The organism is Mesorhizobium sp., from assembly GCF_017306585.1.
Lineage (GTDB): Bacteria > Pseudomonadota > Alphaproteobacteria > Rhizobiales > Rhizobiaceae > Mesorhizobium.
The window spans coordinates 1-12744 of the sequence record NZ_JAFKIC010000289.1; the positions used below are offsets into that span (position 1 = coordinate 1).

Here is a 12744-nt window from a genome sequence, read left to right on the forward strand (position 1 = left end):
GGGCGAGCACGACGGGCGGCAGGATGAGCTGCGACAGGAAGAAGAACGAGATGTCCTCGTTCCTGAACCAGGCGAACTTGTAGCGGTAGCGGGTAAGGCCGTAGGCGGCGAGGCTGCCGATGACGATGGCAAGGCTCGACGCGCCGACCGAGGTGATCACCGAGTTCATGAAGCGCTTGAGAAATTCGTCGCGCACCGTCGAGGTCTCGAAGATCGAATCCGGCGAAAGGCCGAGCGAGCGCCAGCCCTTCCAGTCCGGCTGGAAATCGATGAACGGGATCAGATGGCCCTGCGTGACGTCGACCGCCGATTTGAACGAGGTCGTGATCGTCCAGTAGATCGGGAACAGGCAGATGAAGGCCCAGAACACCAGTGCGCCATAGATGAAGAGGCGGCTGGTGATGAAGCTTGCCGGAGAGCCGATTTCGGAGACGGTATAGTTGGTGGTCTGAACGCTCATGATCCGGCCACTCAGTTGACGTTGCGCACGAAGCGGTTGGCGAGCTTCAAGAGCCAGGTCACGAACACGACGATGATGACGAGATAGGCCATCGCCAGCATGGTGCCGTAGCCGACATTGGAGCGGTCGCGGTACTCGCGGTAGATGAAGCTGGAGACGGAATCAGTCGCGCCGCCCGGGCCGCCCGACGTCACCGTGATGATGATGTCGGCAAGCTTCAGCTTGAAGATGATGCGCAGGATCACCGCCGTCACCGAGACCGGCAGCATCAGCGGGAAGGTGACCTGCCAGAAGGTCTGCCATGCATTGGCGCCGTCGACCCTTGCCGCCTCCAGCACCTCGCGCGACATGGCCTGCAGGCCGGCGAGCAGCATGATCATCATGAAGGGAATGAAGGTCCAGGCGTCCAGGATCATGATCGAAATGCGCGCGGTGATCGGATCGGAGAAGAAGGCCGGATTGTCCCAGCCGAGATGGCGCGCCAGCGTCGCCGCCGGCCCGAAGCGATATTCCATCAGCGATTTGCCGATCATCCAGGAGACCGCGACCGGCGACAGCATGAGGGGCATCAGGAAGACGACGCGGAAGAATTTTCGTGCCCGGATCTGCGCGTTGAGCAGCAATGCCAGCCCAAAGGCGATGACATACTCGACCGCCACGGCGAGCACGTAGAGCACCATGTTGAACAGCGCGTTGCGGTAGTAGGGATCGCCCAGCATCTGCCAGAAATTGTCGAGCCCGTTGAACTTGCGGCCAGTGAAGGAACTGAGGTTCCAGTCCGTTAGCGCGATGTAGAAGCCGAACAGCGTCGGGAAGATCACCATGGCGATGGTGAAGAGCAGCGCCGGCAGCAGGAACAGCGCCCGCTGGCCGTCCTCGCCGCGGGTCAGCACCTGACCTATGCCCAGCGCCACGCCCCAGAGCACATAGGCGTAAACGGCGGGACGCCAGGTCTCGGTCTCGGCCCGGTACAAAATCTCGAAGACGATGGTCGCCAGCAGGCCAAGCGTCGCCGCTGCCATCAATGCCCATCCGAGCCGCTTGCGGGCTGGCGAAATCAGATTGTAAGTGGCGGCGTCTGCCGGCCACTGGTTCGCGGTCGAAGTCTGGTCAGCCACAAATCCCGCCCGTTTGGAAGGCTCCTCCCGGAGCCGAAGCCGAAAGGCTGTGGCCCGGCGGTGCCGCCGGACCACGGTTCACAGGGGCAGCCTACACGCCGAGCGAGGCCTTGTAGAGCTTGATCTGCTTCTCGCGGCCGATCTGGTCGGTCAGCTTCTCCCAGGCGGCGGCTATGGCGTCGGCGCCTTCCTGTGCCTTCATCTTGCCGGCGAAGGTGTTGGCCAGGATATCCTCGGCGGCGCTGTAATATTGGAAGATGCCGGGGATGCGCGGCTCGATCGCGCCGTTCGGATGGTTGTAGGAGTTGAACTGGGAATCCAGGTAATTCGAGATGAATGCCCTGTCGTAGCCGGCGGCCACCCATTCCTCGATGTCGTGCTGGCTGTTGCGATAGCACTGGAAGCCGGACGGATACATGGCCGTCCAGATCGCCAGATCCTTGCCACCAAGGTGCGCCGCCGCGCTCCAGGCGGCCTTCTGCTTCTTCGGGTCGCTGTCGACGCGGGCCATGACATAGATGCCCCAGCCGAGATAGGCGAGATTCGGCGCGAAGTTGGGTCCGCTGGCGAGCTTGTCCCATTTGCCGGTCTTGGCGTTGTAGACGTCATCCGAGCCCGGCAGGATGTCGAAGCCACAGAGGTCGCCGATCACCGAGGAGTCGTTGGTCTTGACGTTGGAACCGATGTCGCCCCACCAGGGGATCATCGAGCCGGTTCCGGCCAGGAATTGCTGGAAACCGGTGGTGTTTGGGTCGGCGTTGATCTGGTCGGCGGGTTCGGACGGCAAGGCGTCGATCACGTCCTGGATGGCGCGCACCCAGGCCGGATTGTTGACACGCGGCTTCATCGTGTCGGCGTCGAACAGCCAGGCCTTGTCGTCGGGATGCTTGGCATAGGCGCTGGCGCGGCTGCCGAGGAAGTAGAAGCCGAAGCCGCCCCAGGGCTTGGGCGCGTCGAGATAGCCATAGACGTCCTGGCCCTTGAACTTCTTGCCCTTGAGGAACTTTGTCACGGCCTGCACCTGCTGCCAGGTCTTCGGCACGCCCCATTCGCCGGCGCCACCGCTATCCTTCCATTCCTTGGCAAGGTCGGCGTCGGCGAACACATCGGTGCGGTAGTTGAAGTTATGCGTGTCGCCGTCGATGGTCACGCGATACTGCTTGCCATCCCAGGTGCCGACCGGCGGCTTCAGATAATTGACCAGGTCGTCGATATCGATCTGCTTCTTGACCCAGTCCGGCATTTCCGAAGTGAGTCCCTTGCCGCAGACATCGCCTTCGAACGGCGCGCCCATCTCGGCAATGTCGAAATCCACGGTCCCGGTGGCGATCGACTGCTGCAAGCGGGCATTATAGTCGGCCTGCGCCAGGTCGATCCAGCTGATCTTGGCGCCGGTATAGGCCTCCCACGGCTTCAGGAAGCCGCGGAACAGGACGTTGTGCAGGTTCTGGTTGTTGAGGCCCATGAACTTGAGCTCGACGCCGGCGAATTCGCCTTCCTTGACATTGGCCTTGGTCGCTTCGAGGCACAGTTCGCCGACCTTCTGAAAGTCGGCATCGGTCGGCTGACCTTTGCCGACACCCGGAATCTGCAGGATTTTTGCGCGCAGCTCACTTGCCGCCGAAGCGGGGCGCGTCATGGCGCCGAGCCCGGCGCTGGATGCCGCGGCGATCGCAGCCATGCTGGCCGCGCCCTTCAATACATCGCGCCGGGTTGCCCCTGCGCGTACTAGCTTTTCGTAAAGACCGACTCTCATCTACCATTCCTCCCAGAACAACAGTGGTGAAGTGACCAATCCTGAATTTGAAATGCCAATCTCTCAGACGCCGAAACGGCGGCGGTTCTCCTCTATCATACGGGGACGTGGGACCCCACCCTGCGTCGCCTTGAGTTCCGATTTCCGGACGAAAATCCGACTGTCGGATTGGCGTTGGACACTATTCGCGTAATCGATTACGTTGTCAACAACGATGACTTTTTATCTATAAGATACCGACTTGCCCTTGCCCTTTGCAATGGCTAGCTTCACCGCAAGAAAAGGGGGGACGATGGCTCAAGTCGCGATCGCCAATGTGGCCAAGGCATTCGGAACCGTCAAGGTGCTGCATGGGGTCAGCGTCGATATTGCCGATGGGCAATTCGTCGTGCTGGTCGGCCCTTCGGGCTGCGGTAAGTCAACGCTGCTCAGGATGGTCGCCGGGCTGGAAACCGTCTCCGGCGGCACGATCGCCATCGGCGACCGCGTCGTCAACAATCTGCCGCCGGCCAAACGCGACATCGCCATGGTGTTCCAGAACTACGCGCTCTATCCGCACAAGACGGTGGAGCAGAACATGGCCTTTGCCCTCAAGCTGAGGAAGACCGATCCGGCCGAGGTCGCGGAACGGGTCAAGCGCGCCGCCGACATCCTCGACCTTGCGCCATACCTGAAACGCTATCCGCGCCAGCTTTCCGGCGGCCAGCGCCAGCGCGTGGCCATGGGCCGCGCCATCGTGCGCAATCCGCAGGTGTTCCTGTTCGACGAGCCACTCTCCAACCTCGATGCCAAGCTGCGCGTGCAGATGCGCACCGAGATCAAGGAACTGCACCAGCGGCTAAAGACCACGACGATCTACGTCACCCACGACCAGATCGAGGCCATGACGATGGCCGACAAGATCGTCGTCATGCGCGACGGCCGCATCGAGCAGGTCGGCGCGCCGCTGGATCTGTTCGACCGCCCGGCCAATCTGTTTGTCGCCGGCTTCATCGGCTCGCCGTCCATGAACCTGCTCAAGGGCGTCATGCGCAAGGGCGGCGTCGACATTGCCGGAACGGTGTTCCCGGTCGCCCCGGGCAATGCCGTGGAGGAGGGGCGGGCCGTCGTCTACGGCGTGCGCCCGGAACATCTCGAAATCCATCCCGACGGCGTGCCGGCCAGGATTTCGGTGGTCGAGCCCACCGGCTCCGAAACCCTGGTTTTCCTGCGCTTCGGCGACGGCGAGATGGTGGCGCTGTTTCGTGAGCGCCATGACTTCAAGCCCGGCGACACGCTCAAGCTCAAGCCAAGGCTCGACCACATCCACCTGTTCGACGCCGAGACCGGCACGCGTCTCTGATCTCCAACGGACGAGGACCATCATGCTGAAAGGGATCAACCCGCTGCTCAATGCCGACGTGCTCCAGGCATTGCGGGCGATGGGCCATGGCGACGACCTGATCATCGCCGACACCAATTTCCCCTCCGATTCGGTGGCGCGGCAGACCGCGCTCGGCTATCTCCTGCGCATCGACGCGCCGGCCGCTGAAGTGGTCAAGGCGGTGCTGTCGCTTTACCCGCTGGATACGTTCGTCGATGACTCGGCCGCGCGCATGGAGATCGTCGGCAAGCCGGACGAAATTCCGCCTGTGCAAAAAGAGGTGCAGAGAGAGATCGACGCGGCCGAGGGCAAGTCCTGGCCGATGCTGCCGGTCGAGCGCTACGCCTTCTACGAGCGCGCCAAGCAGGCCTATTGCGTCATCCAGACGGGTGAACGCCGCTTCTATGGCTGCTTCGCCTTCCGCAAGGGCGTCGTGCCGCCGGATGCGGAGTAACGGCATGACCTCGGGCAAGCCGATCGTCATCCTGGGTGTCTTCGTCGCGGACACGGCCTACAGGGCGCGGCGCCAGCCGCGCATGGGCGAAACGATCCTCGGCAATTCCTTCAAGCTGGGGCCCGGCGGCAAGGGCTCGAACCAGGCGGTGGCCGCCGGCAAACTCGGCGCCGACACCACATTCCTGACCCGCCTCGGCGTCGATGCCTTCGCCGATATGGCGAAGACGACCTGGAAGGACGCCGGTGTGAAGAACGCCGTCATCGACACGCCGGACAGCTATACGGGGGCGGCCTACATCTTCGTCGAGGAAGAAACCGGCAACAACGCCATCATCGTCAGTCCCGGCGCGGCCATGCTGATCTCGCCGGCCGACATCGAAGCCAATGCGGGGCTGATCCGTGGCGCCGGCGTTTTTGTAACCCAGCTCGAGCAGCCGATCGACGCCGCGATGCGGGCCTTGGAAATCGCGCGCGGGGCAGGGGTGGCGACCATCCTCAATCCCGCGCCGGCGGCAAAGCTCCCCGACCGCATCTATACGTTGTGCGACTATCTCACGCCCAACGAGACCGAGACCGAGGAACTGACCGGCGTGAAGGTCGCCTCGATCGAGGATGCGCGCGCGGCCGCCGACAAGCTGCTCGAAATGGGCGTCGGCACGGTCATCGTAACGCTCGGTGACAAGGGCGCGCTGCTGCACTCGAAGGACCGCTCGGACCATGTCCCGGCCATCAGTGCCGGGCCGGTGGTCGAAACCACGGGAGCGGGAGATGCGTTCAACGGCGGCTTCGCGGCAGCGCTGTCGCGCGGCGGGGAGCCGTTGCAGGCCGTGCGCTTCGCCTGTGCTGTGGCCGGTATCTCGGTGACACGACCGGGGACCGCGCCATCGATGCCGACGCTGGGTGAAGTCGAGGCGCTTCTCCTCAGGAACTGAGGTGACTCGCGGCCGCCGAGAATCTGCTGTTCCGATTGTAAGAGCGGGACGGTAATCTGCCGCGCCTGCTTTGGTTGCGGCCTGCGGAACGGCGCTTGATTCGCTGCCGATCATATCGGCCGGGAACATTTTGCCTTGCCCGGCATTGTCTTCCGAGGGCTGAAAGTCGGGGGGACGAATTGTCAGTGATTGAAAGTCCCGAACGCGATCAGATGATTGCGCTTCGTGAGCGGTCTGGCGTGTCTCAGAGCGAGATGGCCAAGGCAATGGGCATACCACAGCCCACTTATCAGGCCCTTGTCTATGGGATCACCCGCATCAAGCCCATTCACTACGAAATGGCCAAGCTGGCGTTGATCAAGATCGCAATCGCGAAGGGCGATGGCAGCATACTGACGCCGGAACTGAGGGATTTCATTCAGTCGGCTTACCAGCTCATCGCATAGGATTCAGGCATGCGTTTGCATGATGCCAGGGCATATTGGAGAAAGCCGAAAAAACTTCCGGAAGCCGAAACTCCCTTGTTCAAGGGAGGGTAGCTAACCCCTTGAACTTGAATGGCGCGAGTGACGGGGCTCGAACCCGCGACCTCCGGCGTGACAGGCCGGCACTCTAACCAACTGAGCTACACCCGCGCATTTGACGAGCACGGTCAGCCGTGTTCGTCGTTGGGGCGCTGGATAAGGGGTTCGGTACCGGGTGTCAAGCGCACCAAACCATCATAACAGCAAACTGGAGAAGGTTTTTTGACAGCGGGCGTTTTGGTCGCAAATCAGCCCCCAAAACCCCGGCTTCGACGCGCAGGGGCCTTGCGAAGCCGGCCCCGACCGCTTAAAGGTCCGGCCCGGAGCGGGCGATTAGCTCAGTTGGTAGAGCGCTTCGTTTACACCGAAGATGTCGGCGGTTCGAGTCCGTCATCGCCCACCACGTAGCCCTCAGGTTTTTTAGACTATTTCGCATCATCGGCTGGCCGTTTTCGCTAAAGAGGCCGAGCCGATATCTAAAGACAGGCATGATGCGCTTTTGGATGTTTCCTCTTCGCCGAGACATTGTGGCGTCGTTGATCGGATGCCTGTTGGTGTCCGGCTGCTTCGACCTGGAGCAGGATCTGGCATTCCGGCGTGACGGGACCGCCACGGCCAACGTCCGGATAGCCGTGGACGCCACGGCGCTCGCAATGGCCAAGGACGTGAACAGCAAATGGTGCAGCACTGAAAAGCTGTTGTCTTCCAAGGGAATCACCGGAACAGCCGAGCGCACGACCGAGGGAAGGGACGAGGTCTGCACGGTGTCCTTCTCAGGCACCACGGACGATCTCGTCGCTGCTCTTTCGAATGCCAATATCGGCGGCGACAAGAGGCAAGGCGTTCAGCTCAATCGCGTTGGGGAAAACTACGAATTCATCGTCAATTTCCCCAGTCTCAAGCCAACCGACAAATATGCCAACGATCCGATGGCGCAGGGCCTGCGGACCCTCATACTGGCCAAGATGTCCGGCAGGCGCATCGCCTGGGCAGTGACGGCTCCGCGCATCATCGAGACCAGCGGCACGATATCGGAAGACGGACGGACGGCGACCTATTCGAGACCGCTCGCTTCGGTGCTTTCCAGCGACCAGCCCACGACATTCCGAGCGGTGTTCTCGCTGGAGTCGCCCGGAATGTTTGAGCAGTTTTTGAACTGGTTTCGATAGGGAGCGGCGGTCTATCCGCGCAGCTTGATGTCTATCGTTGTCCTGCGATCGCCATGATGTCGAACAGATCGGCAATTCAGGGCGGAGCCATCCGGAAATCCTTGCCCTCGGGCAGCAATTGCCCGCCGTCGACGACAATGGTCGTGCCGGTAATGTAGCTGGCATCGTCAGACGCCAGGAACAGGAAGGCATTGGCCACGTCGCGCGGGCTTCCGAGCCGGCCGAGCGGAATCGAATCCTCCATGTTCTTGATGTAGGCGGCGCCGCGATGCTCCTGGATGGCTTCGGTGAGGATGTTGCCGGGCTCGACGCCGTTGACGGTGATGCCGTAGCCGGAGAATTCCAGGGCCGCCGCGCGGATGAAGCCGTTGATGCCCGCCTTCGTTGCCGAATAATGGCCGTGCCCGGGGCTGGTGACATGCGGGCCGGTGATCGACGAGGTGTAGAGCATGCGGCCAGAACGCTGTGCTTTCATTGGCATCAGCGCGGCGCGGCTGGCGTTGAACGTGCCGCGCAGATTGACCGCCATGACGCGGTCCCAGTCATCGCCGCTGGTGTTCTCGATCAGTTGCCAGGGATAGATGCCGGCATTCTGGACGATGATGTCGAGACGGCCATGGTGTTTCAGCGACAGGGCAACGGCGGCCTCAGCGTCGCGCATCTGCGAGATGTCGGTCCTGATAAAGGGAACGCCGAGTTCGCCGGCGGTCGTTTGCCCGGCCTCATCCTCCGAATCGGCCAGCACCAGCCTTGCGCCTTCCTCGGCGAAACGCAGCGCGACGCCCTTGCCGATGCCGCGCGCGCTGCCGATGACCAGCGCCACTTTGTCTTGCAGTCTTCCGGTCATGCCTGCCGTCCTGTCATGCGAGTTCCCCCTCTCATGCCAATTTTTGGCGAATCGTTTGCTTGAAGGCGTCGAGCAGCACGGCTGCGAGCACCAGCAGGCCGTGAATCACCAATGTAAAATTGGCAGGCAGCCCCATAAGGTTGATCGCCGTGTTGATGGCCGAGAGCAGGAGCACGCCGGCATAGACGCCGGGCAAGGTGCCGACACCGCCTTTCAGGCTGACGCCGCCGATGACGACAGCGGCAAAGGCGTTGAACAAGAATCCAGCGCCAAGATTAGCGCTGGCGCCGGAGGTGCGGATGGCGAGCAGCCAGCCGGCCAACCCGGCAATGGCGCCGGCGAGCACAAAGGCGATGATCAGGTTGCGGTTGACCCTGATGCCGGCGCGGAAGGTCGCGGTCTCGTTGCCGCCGATCATGACGAGGTGCCGGCCGAACGGCGTCTTGGCCATGATCAGCGAGAAGACGACGAAACAGGCGATGGCGATCCAGGCGGTCAGCGGCAGGCCTATGAGCCGCTGGATCCCGAACCAGCGGATCGCCGGCGCCAGGTCCTGCGCCGAGCGGCCGCCGGAAATGACCAGCACCAGGCCGCGCACCCAGATGTAGGATGCCAGCGTGATGATGAAGGCGCTCATCTTGACCTTGACGACAAGGAACCCGTTGAAGGCGCCGATCAGCCCGCCGACGGCCAGAGCCAGCAGCAGCGAAACCGGCACCATCAGCCATTCCGGGTGCAACTGGATGCCAAGGCCGATGCCAGACGAGCAGAACAGGATGCCGACCGACATGGCGCTGAGAGCGGCGACCGATTCGACCGACAGATCCATGTGGCCGGCGATGATGACCAGCGCCAGGCCGATCGACATGACCCCCAGCACGCTCGAGGCCTCGATGATGTTGGCGAAGATGCCGAGCTGGAAATAACTGGGAATGAAAAGCGAGAACACCACCAGCACGAAGACCAGCATGAACCAGACGAGATTGTCGAGAATGAATTCGAGGACGTGGCGCGTGCTGGGATTCATGGGTCGATCCGGCTGTCGGCATGGTCTCGAAAATCGGTGCGATCTTGGCGAGACAATCATGCGCGGATTGGAATTGCGCGGAAATTGCTCCGGACCCGATGGCCCGGAGCGTTTCGGATGGCGTCCTGCTATTCGACTGACTTGACCGTGTCGGTCGGCGCCTTCTGGTTGCCCCAGAAGGCCGCATTGTCGACGTTCTCCTTGGTGATGGCGGCGCCCGGGATCTTGATGTTCGGGCCCCATGCCTCCTTGGTCACGACCGATTTCAGGCCGAGCACGTCGTAATCGCCGGGCTTGATCTCCTGCTTGTTGGCGACCTTGTCCATGAACATGGCGACCGCCGCCGCCTGTGCGTAGAGCGGCTGCTCGACTTCGACGTTGAGCCAGCCCTTGCGGATCAGGTCGAGGCCGACCGGCGCGCCGTTCGAGCTCATCAACATGACGTCACCGGGCTTCTTGCCGGCGGCCTCGAGCGAGGCGACGGCCGCCACCGACAGATGCGCGGCATGGCTGAAGATCAGGTCGATGTCGGGGTTGGCGAGCATCTGGTCGGCGACGATGGTGCCGGCGTTGCTGGCCTCCCATTGCATGGCCGGGAGCGAGATGATCTTGACGTCCGGGAACGCCTTCATCTTCTCCTCGAAACCCTTCTGGATGTCGAGCGTGTAGGGATCGCCGGGGTCACCCAGCACCTGCAACACCTTGCCCTTCACCGATCCGTTCTTCGCCTTCAGCAGCTTCTCCGCCTGATCGGCGGCGATGTGGCCGATCTCGACCGTGCCCGCCACCGATGTGAAATCGGAAGGCGTCGAGGTGATCTGGCGGTCGAACTCGACCACCGGGATGCCGGCGGCGCGCGCCGCCTCGATCGAGGGTTTCAGCGCGTTGAAATCGACCGCGGCCAGGATGATCGCCTTGGGCTTCAGGGCGATCACGTCGTTCATCTGCGACTGCTGGGCGTCCGTCTTGTTGTCGGCGTTCAGCGTCTTCATCTCGTAGCCGACCTGTTTCAGGAACAGCTCCAGCGCGCTCACCGAACCGGTCTGGAACTCGTCGAGCAAGGTCGGCACCATGTAATAGACGGTACCCTTGGACTGGGCGAATGCCGGCGTGAGCGTGGCAACGGCCAGTGCCAGGATACCGAAGACAGCAAGAAGTATTCGCTTCATGTCGTTGGCTCCCTGTTAAGCCGGACCCCTCTTTGTCCCTCAGCCCGCCGGTCCGGCACCGGCAAGCGTCTCGCCGGTGATCATGTTGATCACCGCATCGGGACTTGTTTTGTTTCTGGCGACATCGCCTGCCACCACGCCTTGCCGGATCACCACGATCCGGTCGGCGACCTGAAAAGCCTGCTGCATGATGTGGGTGATGATGACGACGCCGATGCCTTGGTTCGCAACCTGGCGGATCATGTCGAGACCACGCCTTGTCTGCTCGACGCCGAGGGCGGCGAACGGTTCGTCGAGCAGCACCAGCTTGCCGCCCCAATGGACAAAACGGTTGAGCTCGATGGCCTGTCGCTGGCCGCCCGAGAGATGCTCGACATTGGTGCGCAAAGACGGAATGCGCGTGCCGGCATTGGCCAGCGCCTTGGAAACGACGGCCTCCATGGCGCGCTCGTCGAGCACGGGCACGCCAAGCACCTTGCGAGTAATCTCGCGGCCCATGAAGAAATTGGCCACCACGTCCACATTGGTGCAGAGCGACAAGTCCTGGTAGACGGTCTCGATGCCCGCCGCCTTGGCTTCGGCCGGCGACCGGGCGAGAAACTCCTTGCCCTCGAACAGCATCCGGCCCGAAGTCGGCTCCAGCCCGCCCGCGATGATCTTGACCAGCGTTGACTTGCCGGCGCCGTTGTCGCCCAGCAAGGCCACGACTTCACCCTTGCCGATCGAGAAGCTGATGCCTTTCAGCGCTTCGATCGCGCCGTAATTCTTGGTGACGTTGTCGAGTACCAGCAGCGGTTCGCTCATGCCGCAATCTCCCCGGTGGTCAGAAGATCGCGCCCGCGTTCGCGCTCGGGGGCGAACATCTGGCCGAAGCGCGGCGACAGCACGCCGGACACGGCAAGGGCGGCGGCGCCGCGCAGCACGGAATGCTGGCCGCCGCGCGCGACCATGACCCGGGGCGCCGTCCGGTCCTTGCGTGCTGAGACCGAGTTATGCAGGCCGTCGGCCGAAGCGGCCAGCCGGTCGAGCAGTTCGGATGACGCGAGCCCGCCGAGGATGACCGTTTCAGGGTCGAACAGATTCTCGATGACGGCAATCGCATTGCGGAAGATCGGCGCGACCTCCGCCACCCAGTCGGCCTCGCTGCCGTTCCAGCGCCGCAACGCCTCGAGCGAGAGGTATCGTTCGAGGCAGCCGCTGTTGCCACAGGGACAAGCCTCGCCGCCCGGGACGACAGGGATATGTCCGACCTCGCCGGCATTTCCCCAGGCGCCGCGCAGTGCGCTGCCGTCATGAACCATGACGCCGCCAAGGCCGACGCCGAAATAGAGATAGTAATATTCGGAGAATTGCGCGCCCAGGCCGTAGAGTCGTTCACCCATGGCGGCGGCCGCCATGTCGGTCTCGAAGAAGGCCGGCAGTCCGGTCGAGGCCGCCAGCCGCTCACGCAGCGCCACATCCTTCCAGCCTGTCATGGTGGTCGGGCCGACAAAACTCATGGATTCGACGCCGAATGGTCCGGGCAGGGCCAAGCCGACTCCCAACACTCGTCCGCCCGCGCGCAAGCCGGTCAATTCGATCACCATGGCGCCGATCAGGTCGAAGGCATGGTCGGGCGTTGCGTTCGGCGCCTCACGGTAGGCGCTCTCGATCACGTCGCCGCTCAGATTGATCAGGGCGGCGTTGATGCCGAAGGGGGTGATGTGGATGCCCACGGCATAACCGCCCTCCGGATTGATCCGCAGCGTTGCCGGGGGCAGTCCGCGTCCCCTGGGCTCTTCGCGCAGCGAGAGGACGAAACCCTGCTCCTCCAGTTCGCGAACGATGGTCGAGACGGTTTGCACGGTGAGCCCGACCCGTCTTGCGATGTCGCCGCGCGCGATCGGGCCGTTAAGGCGGATAGATTCCAGCACGCTGCGCCGG

12 protein-coding genes, 2 tRNA genes and 1 pseudogene are annotated in these 12744 nt (G+C 62.8%); 6 read left to right on the top strand and 9 right to left on the bottom strand.

What is annotated here, in order from left to right; genetic code table 11:
* The 3 genes and pseudogenes from J0I79_RS32830 to J0I79_RS32840 form a co-directional block, all read right to left on the bottom strand.
* Positions 1–460: pseudogene (locus J0I79_RS32830) on the bottom strand (carbohydrate ABC transporter permease); the annotation flags it as partial.
* Between the two features lie 11 nt (positions 461–471).
* A complete protein-coding gene (locus J0I79_RS32835) occupies positions 472–1578 on the bottom strand; it encodes a sugar ABC transporter permease (RefSeq protein ID WP_292869624.1) in 1107 nt (368 codons plus the stop codon).
* A gap of 91 nt (positions 1579–1669) precedes the next feature.
* Complete coding sequence (locus J0I79_RS32840) at positions 1670–3334, bottom strand: sugar ABC transporter substrate-binding protein (RefSeq protein WP_292869626.1); 1665 nt, start codon at positions 3332–3334, stop codon at positions 1670–1672.
* Positions 3335–3626: 292 nt separating this feature from the next.
* Here J0I79_RS32840 and ugpC point away from each other — a divergent pair, with 292 nt between their 5' ends.
* From ugpC to J0I79_RS32860, 4 genes are all read left to right on the top strand, one after another.
* Positions 3627–4676 carry a sn-glycerol-3-phosphate ABC transporter ATP-binding protein UgpC gene (gene ugpC / locus J0I79_RS32845; RefSeq protein ID WP_292869628.1) on the top strand — a complete coding sequence of 350 codons (1050 nt, stop codon included), beginning with the start codon at positions 3627–3629 and terminating at the stop codon, positions 4674–4676.
* Between the two features lie 22 nt (positions 4677–4698).
* The gene (locus J0I79_RS32850) at positions 4699–5151 is read left to right on the top strand and encodes an RbsD/FucU family protein (protein ID WP_292869630.1); all 453 of its coding nucleotides are present in this window, start codon (positions 4699–4701) and stop codon (positions 5149–5151) included.
* Between the two features lie 4 nt (positions 5152–5155).
* Positions 5156–6085 (top strand): ribokinase, encoded by a 930-nt coding sequence (gene rbsK, locus J0I79_RS32855; RefSeq protein ID WP_292869631.1) that lies wholly within the window; start codon positions 5156–5158, stop codon positions 6083–6085.
* 185 nt (positions 6086–6270) lie between these two features.
* A complete protein-coding gene (locus J0I79_RS32860; RefSeq protein WP_292869642.1) occupies positions 6271–6531 on the top strand; it encodes a helix-turn-helix domain-containing protein in 261 nt (86 codons plus the stop codon).
* A 112-nt stretch (positions 6532–6643) separates the two neighbouring features.
* Here J0I79_RS32860 and J0I79_RS32865 read toward each other — a convergent pair.
* Positions 6644–6720 (bottom strand) — tRNA-Asp (locus J0I79_RS32865).
* A gap of 216 nt (positions 6721–6936) precedes the next feature.
* On the opposite strand from J0I79_RS32865, the gene J0I79_RS32870 reads away from it, so the two are divergent.
* Together J0I79_RS32870 and J0I79_RS32875 are read left to right on the top strand one after the other, a co-directional pair.
* Positions 6937–7012, top strand: a tRNA-Val gene (locus J0I79_RS32870).
* 151 nt (positions 7013–7163) lie between these two features.
* Positions 7164–7778, top strand: coding sequence for a hypothetical protein (locus J0I79_RS32875; protein WP_292869632.1), 615 nt, complete (start codon positions 7164–7166; stop codon positions 7776–7778).
* 76 nt (positions 7779–7854) lie between these two features.
* Here the strand turns inward: J0I79_RS32875 and J0I79_RS32880 are convergent, their stop codons facing one another.
* From J0I79_RS32880 to J0I79_RS32900, 5 genes are all read right to left on the bottom strand, one after another.
* Positions 7855–8625 carry an SDR family NAD(P)-dependent oxidoreductase gene (locus tag J0I79_RS32880; RefSeq protein WP_292869633.1) on the bottom strand — a complete coding sequence of 257 codons (771 nt, stop codon included), beginning with the start codon at positions 8623–8625 and terminating at the stop codon, positions 7855–7857.
* 31 nt (positions 8626–8656) lie between these two features.
* Positions 8657–9652: an ABC transporter permease gene (locus J0I79_RS32885; RefSeq protein WP_292869635.1), complete on the bottom strand. Its 996-nt coding sequence runs from the start codon at positions 9650–9652 to the stop codon at positions 8657–8659.
* Between the two features lie 128 nt (positions 9653–9780).
* A complete protein-coding gene (locus J0I79_RS32890) occupies positions 9781–10821 on the bottom strand; it encodes a sugar ABC transporter substrate-binding protein (protein WP_137929947.1) in 1041 nt (346 codons plus the stop codon).
* Between the two features lie 39 nt (positions 10822–10860).
* Positions 10861–11625, bottom strand: coding sequence for an ATP-binding cassette domain-containing protein (locus tag J0I79_RS32895; protein ID WP_292869638.1), 765 nt, complete (start codon positions 11623–11625; stop codon positions 10861–10863).
* A partial coding sequence (locus J0I79_RS32900; protein ID WP_292869640.1) for an ROK family transcriptional regulator occupies positions 11622–12744 on the bottom strand: 1123 nt, incomplete at its 5' end. The genes J0I79_RS32895 and J0I79_RS32900, both read right to left, overlap by 4 nt.